We start from the raw sequence: 19,606 nt of genomic DNA on the forward strand, positions 1-19,606 counted from the left end.
TTGCTTTCGCCCTGTCCACCTTACCCGCGTTCGTTTCGGCAGTCGGCGTCACATTGCAAGTGGGGCTGATTGCCATTGTCACGTCGCTCGGCGTGGCATCTCTAAACGCCGCGATTGTGATGTTCCGAGTGCCTGTGCTTCAACCGATGGTGCGGGTGTACGTTGAAATTGCACGGAACACGCCGCTGCTGATCCAACTGTTTTTCATCTACTTCGCCTTGCCCAGCATCGGCTTACGGGTCTCTGGGTTCGCTTCGGCGATCATCGCCATGACCTTTCTCGGTGGCGCCTACCTCACGGAAATTCTACGCGCAGGCATCGACGCCGTGCCTGCCGCCCAGATCGAGGCAGGTCTGGCCATTGGTCTGTCGCGCTGGCAGCTGCTTCGCTACGTCATCCTGCCGCAGGCCGGCATCCTCAGTACACCGGCGCTGTTCGCCAACTTCGTGTTTCTGCTCAAGGAAACCACAGTTGTGTCTGCTGTAGCGGTGCCGGAAATCCTCTACACCACCAAGAACTATATCGCCCTTTACTACAAGACCTACGAAATGCTTGCGGTCATGACGCTGCTCTGCGTTCTGCTGTTCGTCCCGCTATCGCTGCTGCTGCGTATGTTGGAAAGGAGGTTGCAACATGGCCAGTTCGGGCATTGATCTATTGTGGGTGTCCGCGCCACAACTGGCGATCGGCATAGGCCGCACACTAGGAATCTCGTTGCTGGCCATAGTGTTCAGCAGCTTGGGCGGGATGCTCTACGGCGTAGTGCGCAACTTGGGGGTGCGCTGGATCGACGTTGTGCTGATCGTCTACCTGGAGATGTTCAGGGCCATACCGGTGCTGGTCTGGCTTTACCTGTTTTTCTTCGGTATGCCGATCTTTCTGGGGTGGAGTATTTCGGGATTTTGGTGCGCTGTGCTGGTGCTGTCGCTATGGGGCGCTTGCGAAGTGGGTGAGGTGGTCCGTGGCGCGCTACGCTCCCTACCCCGCGGCCAACGTGAGGCGGGCCTGGCGATCGGCCTGAACCTGCCGCAGTTATACGTCAAAGTGCTCCTGCCCCAAGCCTTGCGCAGAATGACGCCCCCGCTGATCAACGTGTTCACGCGGCTGATCAAGACGAGTTCGCTGGCAGTGCTGATTGGCGTGGTGGACGTGATCAAGATCGGACAGCAGATCATCGAGCGTACCTATGAATCGGTGCTGATCTACGGGTTTCTCTTCGCATTCTTCTTTCTGGCCTGTTATCCGCTGTCAGCCGCGTCGCGTGTGCTCGAACGGCGATGGAATCACTCATGACTGCATTGATTGAACTGGCGGGATTCTCCAAGAACTTTGGCAGTAATCCAGTTTTAAACGATATCGACCTGTCCGTTCGTGAGGGTGAAGTAGTGGTGATTCTCGGCCCCAGCGGCTGCGGCAAAAGTACCTTGCTGCGCTGCTTGAATGGCCTCGAACTGGGCCACGCGGGAACATACCGCTTTGCTGGACGCCAATTGCCCGGCAATGGCGGTTGGCGTGCGGTGCGCCAAGAGATAGGCATGGTGTTTCAAAGCTATCACCTGTTCCCGCACATGACCGTGCTTGACAATATTTTGCTAGGCCCTGTCAACGTGCAAAAACGTCCCGTTCACCAAGTGCGCGCCCAGGCCGAAACGCTGCTTGCGCGGGTTGGACTGCTGGACAAGCGCGATGCCTGGCCGCGCGAATTGTCTGGCGGTCAGCAACAACGAATCGCGATTGTTCGTGCCCTGTGCATGCACCCGAAGGTCATGCTGTTCGACGAGGTCACTGCCGCCCTCGACCCGGAAATGGTCAAGGAGGTGCTGGAGGTGATTCTGGACCTTGCCGACAGTGGCATGACGCTTTTGATCGTCACCCATGAAATGGCCTTTGCCCGCGCAGTGGCTGACCGGGTCCTGTTCATGGACGGCGGTCGTATCACTGAACAGAGTACCCCTGAAACATTCTTCAGCTCCCCGCAGACCGCACGCGCGCAGCAGTTTCTGGAGAAGTTTTCCTATGTAGAAAATCTGCCCAAGAGGAATGCATCGTGAAACTAAAAACTGCCCTCGTTTTTCCACTGCTGGCTGTCGGTCTGCTAATCGGCAGCGCCGCTGCCCACGCTGAAGGGTATCTGGATAAGATAAAAGCTCGGGATAAATTGATCGTAGGCGTATTCAGTGACAAGCCCCCCTTCGGTTTTGTCAACGAACAAGGCGATTACGTTGGCTTCGACACGGACCTTGGCCGCCGCTTTGCAAAGGATCTGCTGGGCGATGAAAAAAAGATCGAATTCGTCGTGGTAGAGCCAGCTAGTCGCATTCCGTTTCTGCAAAGCGACAAGGTGGACTTGATCCTGGCCAACATGACCGTGACGCCCGAGCGCGCTCAGGTAGTGGATTTCACCAACCCTAACCTGCGTGTGGCGGTGCAGGCATTGGTACCGGAGAAAAGCACGGTCCAACGCCTGGATGACCTGGCAAGCAAAACCGTCATTGTCACTGCAGGAACAACTGCTGACGTGTGGCTGACGAAAAATCACCCGGACTGGAAGCTGCTCAAGTTCGAGAAAAACTCTGAATCCTTGCAAGCGCTGGCAAATGGTCGCGGTGACGCCTATGCGCAAGACAACCTGGTGCTGTTCGGATGGGCCAAGCAGAATCCGGGCTATCGCCTATTGCCGCAGAAACTAGGCGACGAAGCGCCAATCGCGCCAGCGGTGAAAAAGGGCAATGCCGAGCTGCAACAGTGGGTCAATACCGAACTGGCGAGCCTGGGCAAGGAGAAGTACCTGCTCAAGTTGTATGATCAGTACGTGCGTGCACAACTGGCGGCTGATACCGATCCTGCTGCGGTGATTGTTGAAGGCGGTGACTGGAAGTAAGTCGTTCGAAGGTGGCAGGCTTGCCTGCCGCCTTGAATACCACTGAGCACTCGGCACCACAGCCGACATTACTTGCAGACTGCTTGATTTGGTGGCAATTGACACGACGGCTGTTAAGCCTGCGCGTGGTCCAACACGGTCTGCTGGAAGCCAGCGTCAACCCGCCTACAGGCTTTCATTGACGCCGACGATACCCGGCGATCAATAATGCCATCCCAGGCACCAGCATCCCCACTGCGGTGTAGCCAAAAGCGGCCTGCCCCGATGCGCCCACGGCGGCAAACGCCGCACCCACGGCGAGCAGCGGCATTGCAGCGAAGTAAAATGGTTTGGCTACCTTGCTCATATCGAACCTCCTGTTTGCACTTATCTGTGTAGGGCATCCAAGCTTACATGTACGCGTGTTCCCTAGGGTAGCCATGCTTGCGCACCTGCTTCAAACCAATGTGCAGCTGGCTGGTCAAGTCCACCGAGCTCTCGATTAAACGCTGATCGCCAACCTCATATTTTGGTCGGGCAAGCACTCGAAAGAGCTGATGCTGCGATGTACTTGGCAAAACGCTCAATCCGAGAGGTGGTTTTGGCGGACTCACCCAGTGGGGGTCAGGCTCGAGTTCATTGATTAATCAAAAGACAACCCGTCTACTTCGCGCTGCGCTTGATTCGAAGGGCCAGGATCGCAGTCGATTGGTCAGATAGCCTTTCACGCAGAGCCTAGCTGATCAAATTCACCTTTCTGATCGATGGCTATGCTGCGCGCCCGACCTACCCCCCAGGCCAGGGCTCTGGTCATGAATTCTCCGGGTCGAGCATCGAACGCCTCTTCCAGGATCGGTAAGCCTCCTGAGGCGTAAATGCCTATGAACAATTGAGTGCTGCCTGTGCGCGAGAGACGTACCTGCACATCAATGTAAGTACCGTCGGCCAAGACTTCTTCGTGTACTCGGTGATGGAGATTCACATCAGCCCATCCCCAATAAACGCTGCCGCGGCGCCGCATACCAGCCTCCTCCGACTTAAGTCGTACTCGAATGGTGAACCTAGAAGGTAGCTCTCTGTCTGGATGGCGCAACTTCAAAGCGGTATTACAGGAAAACACCTGACGGCCGGCTCATTTACCCGTACGCGCCCGACACCCCGTACAGCTATAAGCACGCTACTCGCCGGCCCGCTGGCCACAGGTGACCGCAATTCACACCTGGATTATCCAGGCATTCTCAAATTGCCACTGCCCAAGGCTTAGAGGCAGCAAATGAACTGTCGGCCACAGGTTCGTACGTGCCTGTGCTAACTATTTTGAAGAAGAGACACGCGTAACAACCTGAGAAGTTACGTAAAAGTCACGCACATGAAAAAGGCCACCCCTTTCGGAAATGGCCTAAGTCATTGAATATAATGGTCGGGACGGAGTGATTCGAACACTCGACCCCTTGCACCCCATGCAAGTGCGCTACCGGGCTGCGCTACGCCCCGACTGGGCTTTGAAGCATGTTCTCGTTACCGCTGAGAACGATGAAGAAGATACCCTAACCTTTTGATTAATGGAAGCTTTTTTTCAAAAATTTCCACTCATTCTAAAAACCGGTCACTTTTTCAGCACCACCAACACATCTTCCAACTCGACAATCATCTGGCGAATCAGCTGTTTGTACTGGCTCGACTCATCCTTGGCCTCATCACTGGAAAGCCGCAACCGCGCCCCGCCGATGGTGAAGCCTTGATCGTAAAGCAGGGCGCGAATCTGGCGGATCATCAGCACGTCTTGGCGCTGGTAATACCGCCGGTTGCCCCGTCGCTTCACAGGATTGAGCTGATCGAACTCCTGCTCCCAATACCGCAACACGTGCGGTTTTACAGCGCAAAGTTCGCTGACCTCACCAATGGTGAAGTACCGTTTGCCCGGTATGGGGGGCAGTTCGTCGTTATGGCTTGGTTCCAGCATAGGCCTCAACCCGGGCCTTCAACTTCTGCCCTGGACGAAAGGTGACGACGCGCCGTGCGGTGATCGGGATTTCTTCCCCAGTCTTGGGGTTGCGGCCCGGCCGCTGACGTTTATCGCGAAGGTCGAAGTTGCCGAAACCGGACAACTTGACCTGCTCGTTCTCTTCAAGTGCGTGCCGAATTTCTTCGAAAAACAGCTCGACCAGCTCCTTGGCCTCACGCTTGTTAAGCCCCAGCTCCTCGTACAGCCTCTCGGCCATCTCAGCTTTCGTCAGAGCACCCATGCCGTTATTTCCTTAACGTGGTGTTCAACCTTTGTTCGAGCGAGGTGAGGATAGTGTGCAAGGTAGTGTTCACCTCATCGTCGTTAAGAGTGCGCGATGGATGCTGCCAGGTCAAGCCGACTGCCAGGCTTTTTCTATCAGGATCAATGCCTTTACCCTGGTAGACATCAAACAGCCTGAGGTCTGTGAGCCATTCGCCTGCATTGTCACGAATTACGTCAAGCACGTCTTGAGACGCTACATCACGACCTGCGATCAACGCCAGGTCACGACGGGTTTCCGGGAACTTGGACAACTCGCTGAATTTCGGCAACCGGCCTTCGACCACATCGGCCAGCACCAGCTCGAAAACGAAGACCGGGCGGTCCAGGTCCAGGGCTTTTGCAAGCTCTGGATGAAGCGCGCCCAGATAGCCAACGGTCTTACCTTCACGCTGGATTTCGGCGGTCTGACCAGGGTGCAAGGCTGGATGCTTGCCAGCGACGAAGGTGAAGTCGCCCAGCGCACCGGAATAACCCAACAGGGCTTCCACATCGGCCTTCACGTCGAAGAAGTCGATGGTGTCGCGGCCGTTGGCCCAGCCTTCAGGCAAGCGGCTGCCTGTAACGACGCCGGCAATCATCGGTTCCTGTGCCAAGTTGCCCAGTTGGCCAACGAAACGTAGGCCACTTTCGAACAAGCGCACGCGGTCCTGCTGGCGATTGAGGTTGTGCTGTAATGCCTTGACCAGGCCCGGCCACAGGGACGCACGCATGGCCGCCATGTCGCTGGAGATGGGGTTGGCCAGCAACAGTGGCTCTACGCCTGGGCTGAACAACTCGAACAGTTTCGGATCGATGAAGCTGTAGGTAATGGCTTCCTGGTAACCACGAGCAACCAGCAGACGACGCAGGTTTGGCAGCTCGCCACGGGTTTCCGGGCGTGCTTGCGGCGCCAGGCGCGCTTGCGGGTAGCGCACGGGCAGGTTGTTATAACCGTACAGACGCGCAAGCTCTTCGATCAGGTCGACTTCGAGGCTGATATCGAAGCGGTGGCTCGGAACGTTGACCGTCCACTGCCCTGCTCCGTCTGCCTGGGTAGCCAGACCAAGGTTGTTGAGCAACTGCTCGACCTGGGACGGGTCCATTTCCATGCCAAGCATCTGGGCGATGCGATCGGCACGCAAGGTAACCGGGGCAATGCTGGGCAAGTGTTGCTCGCTGACGGCTTCAATAACAGGGCCGGCTTCACCGCCTACCACTTCCAGCAGCAATGCGGTCGCGCGCTCCATGGCCTCGCGGGCCAGCTGGGAATCGACGCCGCGCTCATAACGGTGCGAGGCGTCGGTGTGCAGCCCGTAGGAGCGGGCCTTGCCTGCGACGGAAATCGGCTCGAAGAAAGCGCTTTCCAGGAACAGATCACGGGTTTTAGCGGTGTCGACGCCGCTGTGCTCACCGCCCATGACGCCAGCGATGGCCAGGGCGCGGGTGTGGTCGGCAATGACCAGGGTGTCGGCACGCAGTGCAACTTCCTGGCCGTCGAGCAGCACCAGCTTTTCGCCTTCCTCGGCCATGCGTACGCGAATGCCGCCGTTGATCTCTGCCAAGTCAAAGGCGTGCATGGGTTGGCCGAGTTCGAGCATCACATAGTTGGTGATGTCGACGGCAGCGTCGATGCTGCGCACGTCGCTGCGGCGCAGACGCTCGACCATCCACAGCGGCGTCGGCTTGCTCAGGTCGACATTGCGGATGACCCGCCCCAGGTAACGTGGGCAAGCTGCCGGCGCGTGGACCTCGACTTGGCGCACTTCGTCGTGCGCGGCAGCCACGGCTGGCACCAGCGGGCGGGTGACCGGCACATCGTACAGCGCGCTGACGTCGCGGGCCAGGCCGGCGATCGACAGGCAATCACCGCGGTTGGGCGTAAGCCCGATCTCGATGCTGGCATCATCCAGGCTCAGGTACTGGCGAATGTCTTCGCCTACCGGCGCATCGCTGGCCAGTTCGAGCAGGCCATCGTTTTCTTCACTGATCTGCAGTTCGGCCGCCGAGCAGAGCATGCCGAATGACTCCACACCGCGCAGCTTGGCCTTCTTGATCTTGAAGTCACCAGGCAGTTCGGCGCCGATCATGGCGAAGGGGATCTTGATCCCAGGCCGTGCGTTAGGCGCGCCGCAAACCACCTGGAACGTTTCCTGACCATTGCTGACCTGGCACACACGCAGCTTGTCGGCGTCCGGGTGTTGTTCAGTGGCAAGGATTTCACCCACCACAATACCGCTGAACTGGCCGGCAGCGGGGGTCACGCTGTCGACTTCCAGGCCGGCCATGGACAGGCGGGCCACCAGTTCGTCACGGGAGACTTGCGGGTTTACCCAACCGCGCAGCCACTGTTCACTGAATTTCATGCTGTTCTTCTCCTGAAGGTTGCGTCGATTGGCTTAGCGGAATTGGGCTAAGAACCGCAGGTCGTTGTCGAAGAACAAACGCAGATCGTTGACGCCATAGCGCAGCATGGCCAGGCGCTCAGCACCCATGCCGAAGGCAAAGCCCTGGAATTGCTCAGGATCGATGCCCGACATGCGCAACACGTTCGGGTGCACCATGCCGCAGCCCATTACTTCCAGCCAGCCGGTCTGCTTGCACACGCGGCAGCCATTGCCCGAGCACATGACGCACTGGATATCCACTTCGGCAGACGGCTCGGTGAAGGGGAAGAACGATGGACGGAAACGCACCGCCAGTTCTTTTTCGAAGAACACGCGCAGGAATTCTTCGATGGTGCCCTTGAGGTCGGCGAAATTGATGCCACGGTCGATCAGCAGGCCTTCGACCTGGTGGAACATCGGCGAGTGGGTGATATCCGAATCGCAGCGGTAGACGCGGCCAGGACAGACAATGCGAATAGGTGGCTGGGTAGACTCCATGGTCCGCACCTGCACCGGCGAGGTGTGGGTACGCAGCAACATGTTGGCATTGAAGTAGAAGGTATCGTGCATCGCCCGGGCCGGATGGTGGCCGGGGATGTTGAGCGCTTCGAAGTTGTGATAGTCGTCTTCGACTTCAGGGCCTTCGGCAATGCCGTAGCCAATGTGCGTGAAGAACTGTTCGATGCGTTCGAGTGTACGGGTGATGGGGTGCAGGCCACCGGTGGCCTGGCCACGGCCTGGCAGGGTCACATCAATGCATTCGGCAGCCAGACGAGCGCTGAGCTCGGCTTCTTCGAAAGCTGCCTTGCGTGCGTTCAGCACAACGGTGACGCGCTCTTTGGCGTCATTGATCAGCGCGCCCACTTTGGGCCGCTCCTCGGCTGGCAGGTTGCCCAGGGTCTTCATCACCTGGGTCAGCTCGCCCTTCTTGCCGAGATAGTTGACCCGGATCTGTTCCAGGGCATTGATGTCTTCAGCGCGCTCCACGGCCTCCAGGGCTTGGGAGACCAGCGCATCCAGGTTTTCCATGTACAGACTCCAGATACGAAAATAGGGGAAGAGCTTTGAAGGCTCTTCCCCTATCGATGACGTTCAATGCCCGGCGACGCAGGCGCCGCCGGGTGATTGTCGCGGGTACTTAAGCCAGAACGGCTTTAGCTTTCTCGACAATCGCAGCAAACGCCGCTTTTTCGTTCACTGCCAGATCGGCCAGAACCTTACGGTCGATTTCGATCGAAGCCTTCTTCAGGCCAGCAATCAGACGGCTGTAGGACAGACCGTTGGTGCGGGCACCGGCGTTGATACGAGCGATCCACAGTGCGCGGAACTGACGCTTCTTCTGGCGACGGTCGCGGTAGGCATATTGGCCTGCCTTGATGACCGCTTGCTTGGCAACACGGAATACGCGCGAGCGTGCACCGTAGTAACCTTTAGCCAGTTTCAGAATTTTCTTGTGACGCTTACGGGCGATGACGCCACGCTTAACACGAGCCATGAGTAACTTCCTCTATCTTAACCAGAATTAACGTACGCGCAGCATGCGCTCGACTTTTGCCACGTCGGACGGGTGCAGCAAGCTGGCACCGCGCAGTTGACGCTTACGCTTGGTCGACATTTTGGTCAGGATGTGGCTCTTGAAAGCGTGCTTGTGCTTGAAGCCCGAAGCGGTCTTCAGGAAGCGCTTCGCAGCACCGCTCTTGGTTTTCATTTTTGGCATGTTGGAACTCCGCATTCGATAAAAATTACACAATAATCATCAGGCCTGCCGTGCCCGGGAGATTACTTCTTCTTTTTGGGGGCGATGACCATCATAAGCTGGCGTCCTTCCATCTTAGGATGCTGCTCGACGGAACCGTATTCGATCAGGTCAGCTTCAACCCGCTTCAACAGCTCCATGCCCAGCTCCTGGTGGGCCATCTCACGACCACGGAATCTCAGAGAGATCTTGGCCTTGTCCCCTTCGGTAAGGAAACGTACCAGGTTGCGTAGTTTTACCTGGTAATCCCCTTCTTCCGTCCCTGGACGAAACTTGATTTCTTTAATCTGGATCTGTTTCTGGTTTTTCTTGGCTTCGTTGGCCTGCTTCTTCTTCTCGAAGAGGTGCTTGCCGTAGTCCATCACCTTGCAGACGGGTGGAACCGCGTCTGCAGAGATTTCCACCAGATCCAGCTTCGCTTCTTCAGCGATACGAAGCGCTTCATCAATCGAGACGATGCCAACCTGCTCGCCGTCTGCGCCAATTAACCGAACCTCGCGGGCCGAGATATTCTCGTTGATCGGGGCCTTCGGTACAGCACGTTTATCATTTCTCATTTCACGCTTAATAGTCATTACTCCGTTGTTTGGCGACCACGCCGGGAAACCGCTTGCGTCAGGAGCTCAGCGAACTGGGCGACGGGCATGGAGCCCAGGTCAGCGCCTTCGCGAGTACGCACTGCTACGGTCTGCGTTTCGACTTCGCGGTCCCCTATAACCAAAAGGTACGGGACCTTGAGCAAAGTATGCTCACGGATTTTAAAGCCGATCTTCTCATTTCTCAAGTCCGACTTGGCACGGAAACCGCTACCATTCAGAGTTTTCTCAACCTCAAGGGCGAAATCGGCCTGTTTGTCGGTGATATTCATGATCACCGCCTGGGTTGGCGCCAGCCAGGCAGGGAATACGCCGGCGTAGTGCTCGATCAGCATGCCGATGAAGCGCTCGAACGAACCCAGAATGGCACGGTGCAGCATGACCGGGCGCACGCGGCTGTTGTCTTCGGCAATGTAGCTGGCGTCCAGGCGCTCCGGCAGGTTCGGGTCGTACTGCAGGGTGCCGCACTGCCAGTTACGGCCAAGGCAGTCACGCAGGGTGAACTCGATCTTCGGCCCGTAGAAAGCGCCCTCCCCTGGCTGGTATTCCCACTCCAGGCCAGATTCATTCAGGGCATCGGCCAACGCTCCCTCGGCACGGTCCCACAGCTCTTCGGAGCCAACGCGCTTGGCCGGACGAGTAGACAGCTTCATGGCGATGTCGCTGAAACCAAAGTCCTTGTAGACGTCCAGGGTCAGCTTGATGAAGTCGGCGGCTTCTTTCTTGACCTGTTCTTCGGTACAGAAGATGTGGGCATCGTCCTGTACGAAGCCACGCACACGCATGATGCCGTGCAAGGCGCCAGACGGCTCGTTGCGATGGCACGCGCCAAACTCGGCCAGACGCAGCGGCAGGTCGCGGTAGCTCTTGAGCCCCTGGTTGAAGACCTGCACGTGGCACGGGCAGTTCATCGGCTTGACCGCGTAGTCACGGCTCTCGGACGAGGTGGTGAACATGTTCTCGGCGTAGTTGGACCAGTGGCCGGAACGCTCCCACAGAATACGGTCGACCACTTGCGGGGTCTTGATTTCCTGATAACCGTTCTCGCGCTGAACGTTACGCATGTACTGCTCAAGCACTTGGTAAACAGTCCAGCCATTGGCATGCCAGAACACCATGCCCGGTGCTTCTTCCTGCAGATGGAACAGGTCGAGCTGCTTACCGATCTTGCGATGGTCGCGCTTCTCGGCTTCTTCGATGCGCTGGATGTAGGCCGCCAGCTGCTTCTTGTCGGCCCAGGCGGTGCCGTATACCCGCTGCAACTGTTCGTTCTTGGCATCGCCGCGCCAGTAGGCGCCGGACAGCTTGGTCAGCTTGAATGCCTTGAGGAAGCGGGTGTTGGGCACGTGCGGGCCGCGGCACATGTCCACGTATTCTTCGTGATAGTACAGGCCCATGGCCTGTTCGTTTGGCATGTCCTCGACCAGGCGCAGCTTGTAGTCTTCGCCACGGGCAGTAAACACGTCGATGACTTCGGCGCGCGGGGTCATTTTCTTGATGACGTCGTAGTCAGTATCGATCAGCTGCTGCATGCGCTTCTCGATGGCCGCCAGGTCATCCGGCGTGAAGGGCCGCTCGTAAGCGATGTCGTAGTAGAAGCCTTCGTCGATCACCGGGCCGATCACCATCTTGGCGGTCGGATACAGCTGCTTCACCGCATGGCCAACCAGGTGGGCGCACGAGTGACGAATGATCTCCAGTCCCTCTTCATCTTTGGGGGTGATGATCTGCAGGGTAGCGTCGTTCTGGATCAGGTCGCAGGCGTCGACCAGCTTGCCGTCTACCTTGCCGGCAACGGTGGCCTTGGCCAGACCAGCGCCGATGGATGCGGCGACCTCGGCAACGGACACGGGGTGATCGAACGAACGTTGGCTGCCATCGGGAAGAGTAATGGTGGGCATTGGCGCCTCCTCTCCTAGTGGTGACCCCTACCAAAGGTCACGTGGGTTGGGATGAGCCAGTACAAGATCCGAACCTGCCTTCCGTTGACGGGAAGCCTGCCTCACAGTGGCAGAAGCCTTTGGGCTTGCGGGGACGAACCAGAGTGACTGGAAAGAAAATAGAACTGCAGCGGGGACGTGCTCAGCTGCAAGCCGGGCATGCTAGCACGCAGCCAGAGCCGCGCGCAGGAATATTTGGAAATTGCCACTGATGGTGAACTTCCGCGACAGCTTCCCTATCAGACTTGTGGAAACAACTACTCTTGATGAGAACTGACCCAAGGAGTAATCGGTTATGCGAGTTCCGTCTCTTCTGGCCCTGGCGGCCGCTGGCGCCCTGCTGATGCCAATGGCCGCGAACGCCGGCAACTTCCCTGCCGGCAAGGAAGGTGCCTATATGGCCCAATGCACGCAAGTTGCCGCTGGCCAGGGCGTTGATGCCGCCGCAGCGAAAAAGCACTGCGAATGTGGCGCACAAGCGATCAAGAAGAATTTCTCCGACGCTGAAATTGCTGACCTCGACAGCAAGGATGGCGTGGACGCCAAACTCATGCAAAAGGCGCAAAACGTCGTTAAACAGGCCTGCGCACCTAAAAGCTGATGTTATGTAGCTGCGCGTGTCCGGCGATAAATTGCGCTGGATCAACCTGCCACGAAGGTAAAAAGACGCGACAGCCGCAGAATTAGACTATGATGCACCGGTGCTCCGTAGCTTTGGCCGCATTGCACCACCGAAAATACTAAATGTTCTGGAGATTCACCCATGTCCAATCGCCAAACCGGCACCGTCAAATGGTTCAATGATGAAAAAGGCTTCGGCTTCATCACTCCACAAGGCGGCGGCGACGACCTGTTCGTTCACTTCAAAGCCATCGAATCTGACGGCTTCAAGAGCCTGAAAGAAGGCCAAACTGTTTCCTTCGTCGCCGAGCGCGGCCAGAAGGGCATGCAGGCTGCGCAGGTTCGTCCGGAGTAATTCGGACAGCCGTAAAAAAACCCGCCCCCGTGGCGGGTTTTTTTTGCCTTGGCTTTGACAGCTCAACGCGCACAGGGCACCGATGCCCTCCATACGCGGGGCAAATCTTTAGCCGCAGTTAACGCGTGTCACACGCCCTTGCTCATCGACATTCAAGTTCAGCCGCTCCGAGCGGTATTCCAGGGTGACCACATCGTGGGGTTTGAGTATGCGCGCCATTTGCGAGCCGCTCGCCTTGCGGGCCTGCTCCAGCAGCTCTGCACTACCCATCTTGCCCACTGCAAAATCAGCGCCGCTGGCCTGGCAGCGACCATCATCGCCCGCAGGTGCCTCAGGCACTTGACCGCCACTGGAGTCGCCACCAGTGCTGCAGCCCGCCAGGACAGCAGCCACCGCCAGGGTCGCCAGATAAGCACGGGTACGTAACATGAAGCCTCCTAGATCATTTGGGAACTGCCTGATCCGACAGCCCCACCCTAAATTCGTTGCAAAACTGGCCAAGTCTGCACCATCCCGGCGGCTGATGGGGGAAGACAATCGTGACCGAATTTTACCATTCGGCCCACACGCCGCTTGGTTTGGCCTGCAAAGTCATGATTTACTTTAAGAAGTGAAGGCATAGTGCCTGCTACGAATACCCGGTTTGGTCATTCGTTCTTTCATCCCGCGCCGCAAGCGAGAGCTTTTCATGAGCACCCACAGCATCGATGCCGACATCAAGGTCAAATGGGCCGAGGGCCAGAGCGCCTATAGCCCCAGCACCCCGGAGGAGCTGCTGCTGATCGCCATCGACCTCCTGGTACGTGACCGCGGCGCAGAAGCAGCGCGCGGCTTCATCGACCAGGTTGTCGAACGGTATGCACCACGCCCTGCTACTTCAAACGCGCCAACCGCTCGCTGAGCAGGTCGAACAGCCCCTGAGCATCCCCCTCCTCCACCCACATGACATTGGCCGGTTGCTTGAGCACCCCGTACCAATCAGCCACGGTCTGGCCGAAGGTAGGGCCCTCGCGGGTATCGATTGACATGTGAATGCGCCGGCCGCTGAACTGCTGGGGTTTGAGCAGATAGGCAATGACGCTGGCGTCATGCACCGGGCCGCCGGGCATCCCGTACAACGCCATGTCATGGGTGATATAGGCATTGAGGATATCCACCACACGCTTGCTGGCCTGCGTATTGACGCCAGCCAGTTGCTTGAGCCGTGCTTCGCTGGTCAACAGCTTATGGGTCACATCCAGGGGCAGGTAGGTCAACGGCACGCCACTTGCCAGCACCACAGCGGCCGCGTGCGGGTCGGCATACAGGTTGAACTCGGCCACAGGCGTGATGTTGCCACCGTTAAAGTGAGCCCCGCCCATCACCACCACTTCCTTGATGCCCTGAGCGATCTCCGGGCGCTGTATCAAGGCCAGAGCCAGGTTGGTCTGCGGACCGAGCATGGCCAGGGTCACACTGTGGGGCGGCGCCGCACCTAGGGTGTCGACCAGGTACTGAACAGCGTTGCCGCTCGCCAGAGGCTGCTTGGGTTCATGCACTTCAACCCCGGTGACGCCTTCTTCGCCGTGCACTTGAGCCGCGTAGATCGGGGCGCGCACCAATGGGCGACCCGCACCGGCGTATACCGGAACATCCTCGCGACCAGCCCATTCGCGGGCAAGACGGGCGTTACGTGCGGTCTTCTCCAGGCGCACATTGCCGGCGACTGTCGTGATGGCACGAATTTTCAGCTCATCAGGCGAGGCCATGGCCAGGAACAGCGCAACCAGATCGTCAGCCCCCGGATCGGTGTCGATGATCAGGTCGATAGGTGCCGCTTGTACGGCAGACGCTGCAGCCATGAGGGCGAGTCCTTGAAGCAGGGGTTTTAGCATGACGAGGGCACTCCTGTTGCCAGTGGATATCGAGTAAGGACCGTCGGTGTCAGAAGGTTACACCGGACACCAGGGCGATGTTGCTGTAAGGCTGGCACTCGCCCGTGCGCACCATGGCACGGGCCTTGCGCGACAGCACCTTGAACGCTTCGTGGGGCATGTAGTCACGCTCGCCCAGCGTGTCGCTCAGGCGCTCGATTTCTGCAAACGCCGGCGGCTCCACGGTTTGTATCTCTTCGGCCAGCACGTGCCGCTCGACCTGCAGCTCGCTCAAGACGCACCGCAGCACACTGGCAAAATCAGGCAGCCCTGGGGTGACAGCCAAGTCGATCAGCTCCACGCCGTGCGGTACGGGCAACCCGGCATCGCCGATGATCAGGATGTCGCCATGGCCCATGCTGGCAATGGCCCGGGACAGTGCAATGTTCAGCAGCGGCGTCTTCTTCATGGCAGCAGCTCCGCGAGCCTGGGGATGGAAGGTTGCGCGCCGGCCCGGGTCACCGACACGGCAGCCGCCCGTTGCCCGAAGCGGATTGCCTCGCCCTCCTCCAGGCCCTGCACCAACCCCGCCGCAAAGCCTCCGATGAAGGTGTCCCCTGCGGCGGTGGTGTCCGAGGCTTTTACCACGGGTGCCGGATAATGCTGGTGGCCATCGGGCGTGATCAGCAAGGCACCTTGGGCGCCGAGGGTAATGATCACTTTGCCAGCTCCCAGCGCGAGCAGGCGCGTGCCTGCCAGCAAAGCGCTGGCCTGATCATGCACGGCAACACCGGTCAACGCCTCGGCCTCGCTTTCGTTGGGCGTGAGGTAGTCGACATGGTTGAACCATTCGGCGGGCAACGGCCCTGTTGCTGGCGCTGGGTTGAGTATCACCCGTTTGCCGAGCTGACGGCCTCTGGCCAAGGTCCAGGCCACGGTAGGCAATGGCACTTCAAGTTGGCAGATGATCACCTGCGCCGCCTGCAGCAAGCCGTCGAAGCGCGCTACGGCGTCGGGTACCAGCAACCCATTGCCCCCAGGCACAATGACGATGCAGTTCTGGCTGGCCGCGTCGACGGTGATCATCGCCACCCCCGTGGACACGCCGGCGCAGGTGACCACGCCCTGGCAATCAATGCCTTCCACTTCCAGGGCATTGCGCAATTGCAAGCCGTAGGCGTCGTCGCCGACGCAGCCGATCATTGCCGCGCTGGCGCCCAGCCGCGCGACCGCCACGGCCTGGTTGGCACCCTTGCCTCCGGCAGCGGTGAAGAAGGTATCGCCGGCCAATGTCTCGCCAGGCCGTGGCAGGCGCTGAGCGCGCGCTACCAGGTCCATGTTGAGGCTGCCGACTACCACGACCTTGGCACTCATGCGGTTTCCTTAGCGGTAATCGTTGAACAGGTCCGGGCGCGGCCCGGTGGACTCGCGCAATACGATGCGCGGGGTGACGATGCGCTGCTGCGCTGGGCTATTGCAAGGCTGAGCGATACGCGCCAGCAGCAGCGCCGCAGCGCTCTCGCCAAGCTCGCGGATGGACTGCCCCACAGTGGTCAAGGGTGGGTAGACGTAGCGGCTCAGCTCGATGTCGTCGAAGCCGATGACCGACAGCGCACCCGGCACGTCGATGTGGCGCTCGGCCGCTGCGCGCAATACGCCGAACCCGATCATGTCGTTGCCCGCAAAGATGGCCGTCGGCCGCGTCCCTGCCAGCAGCTCGGCAGCTGCAGCGTGGCCGCCTGGGCTGGTGAAGTCACAATGGCGCACACGCTCAGGGGCCACGGTGACGCCCGCCTCGGCCAAGGCCCGACGAAAACCGCCCAGGCGCATCTGCGTCACCCCGGTTTCTGCTGGCCCACCGATATAGGCGATATCCCGATGGCCAAGCTCCAACAGATGGCGTGTAGCCAGGTAGGCGCCCAGCTCATGATCGATCCGCACCAGGTCGGCATCGACGCCTTCGAGCTCTCGGTCCACGATGACCATGGGTGTGCGCACCTCTGCCAGGCTTTGCAACAAGTCGTCATCCTGCCCTACCGACCCGACCACCAGCCCATCGATGCGCTTTTCCAACAGCACCCGCAGGTAATTACGCTGCTTTTGAGGGTCGTCGTCGGAATTGCACAGGATCACGCAATAGCCATTGCGCTCGCACGCGTCTTCAATGCCGCGGGCCAGCTCGGCGAAATAGGGGTTGACGCTATTGGGCACGAGCAAGCCGATGGTGGCCGTGCTGCGTGCCTTCAGCGACCGCGCGACGGCGCTTGGCACGTAGTCAAGCTCCCGTATGGCGGCCTCGACTTTGAGCCGAACAGGCTCGCTCACCGGACGCGTTTTGTTCAACACGTGGGACACGGTGGTGTAAGAAATCCCTGCCAGGGCCGCGACGTCTTTGATGGTTGCCATGGTTCAGTTCCGCCGGGCTGCGCGCCGGCTGCGATAAGTGTCGAGCACCACGGCAATGACGATCACAGCGCCGGTAATGATGCGTTTGGTTGGCTCGCTGGCACCGATCTGCGCAAGGCCCGCTGCCAGCACGGAAATGATGAGCACGCCAAAAAAGGTGCTGATGACCGAGCCACGCCCACCCATCAGGCTGGTACCGCCGATCACGACGGCGGCAATCACCTGCAACTCCAGGCCGGAGCCCGCATTGGGGTCGGCCGCCTCCAGGCGCGACACCTGAAACAACGCAGCCAGGCCAGCCAGCAGCCCCATCAGGGCGAAGACCAGTACCTTGTAGGGGCGCGGGTCGATACCGGCCAGGCGCACGGCTTCTTCATTGGTGCCGATCCCGATCAGGTAGCGCCCGAATACGGTACGGGTGAGCACCAGGTGAGCGATCACGATCACCAGCAAGGCGATGATGAACGCGGGTGATATACCAAAGGCTATCGGGTTGGAGAACCAGGCATAGGCATCGCCGATGTAGGCCGTGCGCGAATCGGTGAACTGATAGGCCAGGCCGCGGGCCATTTCCAGCACACCCAACGAGACGATGAACGAAGGGATGCGCCAGGCCACGGTGACGACGCCGGTAACGCTGCCAGCCAATGCGGCCACCGCCATGCCCAGCAGTGCAGCCGGCACGATGCTCCAGCCCCAGCCAAGAATCGCCACGCTGACCGTCGATGCGGCCAGGGCCAGCACCGAACCGACCGACAGGTCGATGCCGCCGATGATCAGCACGAACGTCATGCCCACGGCCAATACCATCAAGTCAGGTATCTGGTTGGCCAGGGTACTGAACGTACCGTATGACCAGAAATGGCTGCTCAGCATCGAGAACAGCACGATCATCGCCAGCAAGGCGCCGGCCAGCCCCAGGTAAGTACCAAGGCCCAAGTAGGTGCCGCTGCGGCGTGCCGGGGCAGCGCTTTGGTTTTCGAGCGGTGTGGTTTTCATGCGTCCATCCTGGGGGCTGCAGGGTGCAGCAGTGCGTCACGTTTCTGATAGCCGGCGAAGGCTGCCGCCAGCAACTGGTCCTGGGTCCAGTGGTCACGTTCGAAGGTGTCGATCAACCGACCGGCAGACAAGACCGCAATGCGGTCGCAGATCAGCATCAACTCGCGCAGATCGCTGGAGACCACGACCAGGGCCTTGCCCTGCCGAGCGAGTTCGGCGAGCAAACCGTAGATGTCGAACTTGGCACCGACATCGATGCCGCGCGTCGGCTCGTCGAACAGCAAGACCTGGCAATCGCGCTCGAGCCAGCGGCCGATCACCACCTTCTGCTGATTACCACCAGACAGCTCGCCGACCACCTGATCAGCGCCGGCACTGCGAATGCGCATGGCCTGTATTTGCCGCTCGGCCAAGTCGCGTTCGGCTTGGCGGTTCAGGACGCCAGCCCGCGACACCGCACCCAGGTTGCCCAAGGCGATGTTGGCGCTGATCGACTGGCTCAACAGCAGGCCTTCGCCTTTGCGATCTTCGGTGATCAGGGCAATACCCGCGTTGACGGCGGACTTTGGCGAATCGATGGTGACCGGCAGCGGCGGCTGGCCCAGGGCAATGCTACCGCTGTCGGCGCGGTCGGCGCCGTAGATCAACCGCAGAAGCTCGGTACGGCCCGCGCCGATCAGCCCGGAGATACCGAAGATCTCCCCAGCACGGACTTCAAAGGACACCTCCCGCACCTTCTCGCCCCGGCTGAGCTTGTCCACCCTGAGCAGTGGACCACCTAACGAGCGGCGACCCAGGTCGATGTGTTCGCCCAGTTCACGCCCAACCATCAGGTTGACCAACTCGGCGCTGCTGTAGCGCTGGATCGGTTCGTCGCATACCAGCCTGCCATCGCGCAGCACGACGATACGCTGAGCGACGCGCTGCAGTTCTTCGAGCCGATGGGAGATATAGACGATAGCCACCCCCCGGGCGCGCAAGCGCTCGATCTGGGTGAACAGCAATTCCACCTCGCGCGCGGTCAGCATGGCGGTGGGCTCATCGAAGATCAGCACGTGGCAATCTCCGATCAGGTTGCGGGCAATCTCGACCATTTGCTGGTGACCGATGCCCAACTCTGCGACCGGGGTATCGGGGTCAATGGCCTCCAGCCCCACCTGGGCCATGGCATCGACGGCCATCTGGCGCAGGCGCTTCTGGCTGATCCAGCCGAGGCAGCTGGGCAGGTTGTCCAGAAACAGGTTTTCTGCCACGGTCAGGGTGGGCAACAGGTTCAGTTCCTGCATCACCATGCGCACGCCGAGGCGCTCGGCCTCGCGACGACTGGCCGGCGCATAGGCCTGCCCGCGGTAGAGCATGTGCCCGGCAGTGGGGGTTTCCAGGCCGCTGATCAACTTGGACAAGGTGCTCTTGCCAGCGCCGTTTTCGCCGGTCAAGGCCAGCACCTCGCCGGCACGCAGCTCCAGGCACACCTCGCCCAGCACTGGCTGGGCGTACGTCTTGCCGAGGCCGCGGGCAGCCAGGACCATGTCAAGGGCCGATGCGGACATCGCCGTGTCTCCTGGCA

General features: G+C 59.6%; 24 protein-coding genes and 1 tRNA gene. 7 read left to right on the forward strand and 18 right to left on the reverse strand.

Annotated features, from left to right (window positions below; all coding sequences use genetic code 11):
* From ACK59L_RS00005 to ACK59L_RS00020, 4 genes are all read left to right on the forward strand, one after another.
* The coding region (locus tag ACK59L_RS00005; RefSeq protein WP_409271061.1) for an amino acid ABC transporter permease at positions 1-653 on the forward strand (653 nt) is incomplete at its 5' end.
* On the forward strand, positions 634-1,293 hold the full coding sequence (locus ACK59L_RS00010; protein WP_196127627.1) for an amino acid ABC transporter permease: 660 nt from the start codon (positions 634-636) through the stop codon (positions 1,291-1,293). The genes ACK59L_RS00005 and ACK59L_RS00010, both read left to right, overlap by 20 nt.
* On the forward strand, positions 1,290-2,051 hold the full coding sequence (locus ACK59L_RS00015) for an amino acid ABC transporter ATP-binding protein (protein WP_196135769.1): 762 nt from the start codon (positions 1,290-1,292) through the stop codon (positions 2,049-2,051). Before ACK59L_RS00010 ends, ACK59L_RS00015 begins: the two co-directional genes overlap by 4 nt.
* Positions 2,048-2,881, forward strand: coding sequence for a transporter substrate-binding domain-containing protein (locus ACK59L_RS00020; protein WP_409271064.1), 834 nt, complete (start codon positions 2,048-2,050; stop codon positions 2,879-2,881). Before ACK59L_RS00015 ends, ACK59L_RS00020 begins: the two co-directional genes overlap by 4 nt.
* A gap of 175 nt (positions 2,882-3,056) precedes the next feature.
* On the opposite strand, the gene ACK59L_RS00025 is transcribed toward ACK59L_RS00020, so the two are convergent.
* The 11 genes from ACK59L_RS00025 to thrS all read right to left on the reverse strand — a co-directional run bounded on the left by ACK59L_RS00025 (position 3,057) and on the right by thrS (position 11,766).
* On the reverse strand, positions 3,057-3,227 hold the full coding sequence (locus tag ACK59L_RS00025; protein WP_409271066.1) for a hypothetical protein: 171 nt from the start codon (positions 3,225-3,227) through the stop codon (positions 3,057-3,059).
* Between the two features lie 357 nt (positions 3,228-3,584).
* Positions 3,585-3,881, reverse strand: a complete 297-nt coding sequence (locus tag ACK59L_RS00030) for a hypothetical protein (protein ID WP_409271068.1) — start codon at positions 3,879-3,881, stop codon at positions 3,585-3,587.
* 396 nt (positions 3,882-4,277) lie between these two features.
* Positions 4,278-4,354 (reverse strand) — tRNA-Pro (locus tag ACK59L_RS00035).
* 112 nt (positions 4,355-4,466) lie between these two features.
* Entirely contained in the window at positions 4,467-4,823 is a 357-nt protein-coding gene (locus ACK59L_RS00040; RefSeq protein WP_003250681.1) for a MerR family transcriptional regulator, read from the reverse strand.
* Positions 4,804-5,106: an integration host factor subunit alpha gene (gene ihfA, locus ACK59L_RS00045; RefSeq protein ID WP_003250679.1), complete on the reverse strand. Its 303-nt coding sequence runs from the start codon at positions 5,104-5,106 to the stop codon at positions 4,804-4,806. The genes ACK59L_RS00040 and ihfA overlap by 20 nt, the downstream gene beginning before the upstream one ends.
* A 4-nt stretch (positions 5,107-5,110) precedes the next feature.
* Entirely contained in the window at positions 5,111-7,492 is a 2,382-nt protein-coding gene (gene pheT / locus ACK59L_RS00050; RefSeq protein ID WP_409271070.1) for a phenylalanine--tRNA ligase subunit beta, read from the reverse strand.
* Positions 7,493-7,525: 33 nt separating this feature from the next.
* On the reverse strand, positions 7,526-8,542 hold the full coding sequence (pheS, locus tag ACK59L_RS00055) for a phenylalanine--tRNA ligase subunit alpha (RefSeq protein WP_058603341.1): 1,017 nt from the start codon (positions 8,540-8,542) through the stop codon (positions 7,526-7,528).
* Positions 8,543-8,651: 109 nt separating this feature from the next.
* Positions 8,652-9,008: a 50S ribosomal protein L20 gene (gene rplT / locus ACK59L_RS00060; RefSeq protein ID WP_003250671.1), complete on the reverse strand. Its 357-nt coding sequence runs from the start codon at positions 9,006-9,008 to the stop codon at positions 8,652-8,654.
* Between the two features lie 27 nt (positions 9,009-9,035).
* The gene (gene rpmI, locus ACK59L_RS00065; protein WP_003250667.1) at positions 9,036-9,230 is read right to left on the reverse strand and encodes a 50S ribosomal protein L35; all 195 of its coding nucleotides are present in this window, start codon (positions 9,228-9,230) and stop codon (positions 9,036-9,038) included.
* A 62-nt stretch (positions 9,231-9,292) separates the two neighbouring features.
* Positions 9,293-9,844, reverse strand: coding sequence for a translation initiation factor IF-3 (infC, locus tag ACK59L_RS00070; protein WP_178091251.1), 552 nt, complete (start codon positions 9,842-9,844; stop codon positions 9,293-9,295).
* The gene (thrS, locus tag ACK59L_RS00075; protein WP_027916077.1) at positions 9,844-11,766 is read right to left on the reverse strand and encodes a threonine--tRNA ligase; all 1,923 of its coding nucleotides are present in this window, start codon (positions 11,764-11,766) and stop codon (positions 9,844-9,846) included. Before thrS ends, infC begins: the two co-directional genes overlap by 1 nt.
* 334 nt (positions 11,767-12,100) lie before the next feature.
* Between thrS and ACK59L_RS00080 the strand changes: the two genes are divergently transcribed.
* The gene (locus ACK59L_RS00080; protein ID WP_058637782.1) at positions 12,101-12,406 is read left to right on the forward strand and encodes a hypothetical protein; all 306 of its coding nucleotides are present in this window, start codon (positions 12,101-12,103) and stop codon (positions 12,404-12,406) included.
* 162 nt (positions 12,407-12,568) lie between these two features.
* Positions 12,569-12,781 (forward strand): cold-shock protein, encoded by a 213-nt coding sequence (locus tag ACK59L_RS00085; protein WP_012273095.1) that lies wholly within the window; start codon positions 12,569-12,571, stop codon positions 12,779-12,781.
* A 108-nt stretch (positions 12,782-12,889) separates the two neighbouring features.
* Here the strand turns inward: ACK59L_RS00085 and ACK59L_RS00090 are convergent, their stop codons facing one another.
* Complete coding sequence (locus ACK59L_RS00090; RefSeq protein WP_058637784.1) at positions 12,890-13,210, reverse strand: I78 family peptidase inhibitor; 321 nt, start codon at positions 13,208-13,210, stop codon at positions 12,890-12,892.
* 259 nt (positions 13,211-13,469) lie between these two features.
* On the opposite strand from ACK59L_RS00090, the gene ACK59L_RS00095 reads away from it, so the two are divergent.
* Positions 13,470-13,682, forward strand: coding sequence for a hypothetical protein (locus ACK59L_RS00095; RefSeq protein ID WP_058603344.1), 213 nt, complete (start codon positions 13,470-13,472; stop codon positions 13,680-13,682).
* On the opposite strand, the gene ACK59L_RS00100 is transcribed toward ACK59L_RS00095, so the two are convergent.
* Genes ACK59L_RS00100 through ACK59L_RS00125 form a run of 6 tightly spaced genes read right to left on the reverse strand, consistent with a single transcriptional unit; the run spans position 13,654 to position 19,589 of the window.
* Positions 13,654-14,655, reverse strand: a complete 1,002-nt coding sequence (locus tag ACK59L_RS00100; protein WP_409271075.1) for a nucleoside hydrolase — start codon at positions 14,653-14,655, stop codon at positions 13,654-13,656. The two genes, ACK59L_RS00095 and ACK59L_RS00100, sit on opposite strands and share 29 nt — an antisense overlap.
* 49 nt (positions 14,656-14,704) lie before the next feature.
* Positions 14,705-15,103: a D-ribose pyranase gene (rbsD, locus tag ACK59L_RS00105; RefSeq protein ID WP_409271077.1), complete on the reverse strand. Its 399-nt coding sequence runs from the start codon at positions 15,101-15,103 to the stop codon at positions 14,705-14,707.
* Positions 15,100-16,008 (reverse strand): ribokinase, encoded by a 909-nt coding sequence (rbsK, locus tag ACK59L_RS00110; protein WP_409271079.1) that lies wholly within the window; start codon positions 16,006-16,008, stop codon positions 15,100-15,102. Before rbsK ends, rbsD begins: the two co-directional genes overlap by 4 nt.
* A 9-nt stretch (positions 16,009-16,017) precedes the next feature.
* Positions 16,018-17,040 (reverse strand): LacI family DNA-binding transcriptional regulator, encoded by a 1,023-nt coding sequence (locus tag ACK59L_RS00115; RefSeq protein ID WP_409271081.1) that lies wholly within the window; start codon positions 17,038-17,040, stop codon positions 16,018-16,020.
* A 3-nt stretch (positions 17,041-17,043) separates the two neighbouring features.
* Complete coding sequence (locus tag ACK59L_RS00120; RefSeq protein WP_058603349.1) at positions 17,044-18,039, reverse strand: ABC transporter permease; 996 nt, start codon at positions 18,037-18,039, stop codon at positions 17,044-17,046.
* Entirely contained in the window at positions 18,036-19,589 is a 1,554-nt protein-coding gene (locus ACK59L_RS00125) for a sugar ABC transporter ATP-binding protein (RefSeq protein ID WP_409271083.1), read from the reverse strand. Before ACK59L_RS00125 ends, ACK59L_RS00120 begins: the two co-directional genes overlap by 4 nt.
* Positions 19,590-19,606 lie beyond the last annotated feature (17 nt).

Origin of the sequence: Pseudomonas sp. KCJK9111 (assembly GCF_046231935.1) — a bacterium.
In the GTDB taxonomy this organism is placed as follows: Bacteria; Pseudomonadota; Gammaproteobacteria; order Pseudomonadales; family Pseudomonadaceae; genus Aquipseudomonas; species Aquipseudomonas parafulva_B.

What these genes read in the sequence shown, in the direction of transcription:
- ACK59L_RS00025 (WP_409271066.1), bottom strand. Translation starts at nt 3,227, where the DNA reads ATGAGCAAGGTAGCCAAACCATTTTACTTCGCTGCAATGCCGCTGCTC.
- thrS (WP_027916077.1), bottom strand. Translation starts at nt 11,766, where the DNA reads ATGCCCACCATTACTCTTCCCGATGGCAGCCAACGTTCGTTCGATCAC.
- ACK59L_RS00085 (WP_012273095.1), top strand. Translation starts at nt 12,569, where the DNA reads ATGTCCAATCGCCAAACCGGCACCGTCAAATGGTTCAATGATGAAAAA.
- pheT (WP_409271070.1), bottom strand. Translation starts at nt 7,492, where the DNA reads ATGAAATTCAGTGAACAGTGGCTGCGCGGTTGGGTAAACCCGCAAGTC.
- ACK59L_RS00095 (WP_058603344.1), top strand. Translation starts at nt 13,470, where the DNA reads ATGAGCACCCACAGCATCGATGCCGACATCAAGGTCAAATGGGCCGAG.
- ACK59L_RS00080 (WP_058637782.1), top strand. Translation starts at nt 12,101, where the DNA reads ATGCGAGTTCCGTCTCTTCTGGCCCTGGCGGCCGCTGGCGCCCTGCTG.
- rplT (WP_003250671.1), bottom strand. Translation starts at nt 9,008, where the DNA reads ATGGCTCGTGTTAAGCGTGGCGTCATCGCCCGTAAGCGTCACAAGAAA.
- ihfA (WP_003250679.1), bottom strand. Translation starts at nt 5,106, where the DNA reads ATGGGTGCTCTGACGAAAGCTGAGATGGCCGAGAGGCTGTACGAGGAG.
- ACK59L_RS00120 (WP_058603349.1), bottom strand. Translation starts at nt 18,039, where the DNA reads ATGAAAACCACACCGCTCGAAAACCAAAGCGCTGCCCCGGCACGCCGC.
- ACK59L_RS00010 (WP_196127627.1), top strand. Translation starts at nt 634, where the DNA reads ATGGCCAGTTCGGGCATTGATCTATTGTGGGTGTCCGCGCCACAACTG.
- ACK59L_RS00015 (WP_196135769.1), top strand. Translation starts at nt 1,290, where the DNA reads ATGACTGCATTGATTGAACTGGCGGGATTCTCCAAGAACTTTGGCAGT.
- rbsD (WP_409271077.1), bottom strand. Translation starts at nt 15,103, where the DNA reads ATGAAGAAGACGCCGCTGCTGAACATTGCACTGTCCCGGGCCATTGCC.
- ACK59L_RS00040 (WP_003250681.1), bottom strand. Translation starts at nt 4,823, where the DNA reads ATGCTGGAACCAAGCCATAACGACGAACTGCCCCCCATACCGGGCAAA.
- rpmI (WP_003250667.1), bottom strand. Translation starts at nt 9,230, where the DNA reads ATGCCAAAAATGAAAACCAAGAGCGGTGCTGCGAAGCGCTTCCTGAAG.
- ACK59L_RS00125 (WP_409271083.1), bottom strand. Translation starts at nt 19,589, where the DNA reads ATGTCCGCATCGGCCCTTGACATGGTCCTGGCTGCCCGCGGCCTCGGC.
- pheS (WP_058603341.1), bottom strand. Translation starts at nt 8,542, where the DNA reads ATGGAAAACCTGGATGCGCTGGTCTCCCAAGCCCTGGAGGCCGTGGAG.
- infC (WP_178091251.1), bottom strand. Translation starts at nt 9,844, where the DNA reads ATGACTATTAAGCGTGAAATGAGAAATGATAAACGTGCTGTACCGAAG.
- rbsK (WP_409271079.1), bottom strand. Translation starts at nt 16,008, where the DNA reads ATGAGTGCCAAGGTCGTGGTAGTCGGCAGCCTCAACATGGACCTGGTA.
- ACK59L_RS00115 (WP_409271081.1), bottom strand. Translation starts at nt 17,040, where the DNA reads ATGGCAACCATCAAAGACGTCGCGGCCCTGGCAGGGATTTCTTACACC.
- ACK59L_RS00030 (WP_409271068.1), bottom strand. Translation starts at nt 3,881, where the DNA reads ATGCGGCGCCGCGGCAGCGTTTATTGGGGATGGGCTGATGTGAATCTC.
- ACK59L_RS00090 (WP_058637784.1), bottom strand. Translation starts at nt 13,210, where the DNA reads ATGTTACGTACCCGTGCTTATCTGGCGACCCTGGCGGTGGCTGCTGTC.
- ACK59L_RS00100 (WP_409271075.1), bottom strand. Translation starts at nt 14,655, where the DNA reads ATGCTAAAACCCCTGCTTCAAGGACTCGCCCTCATGGCTGCAGCGTCT.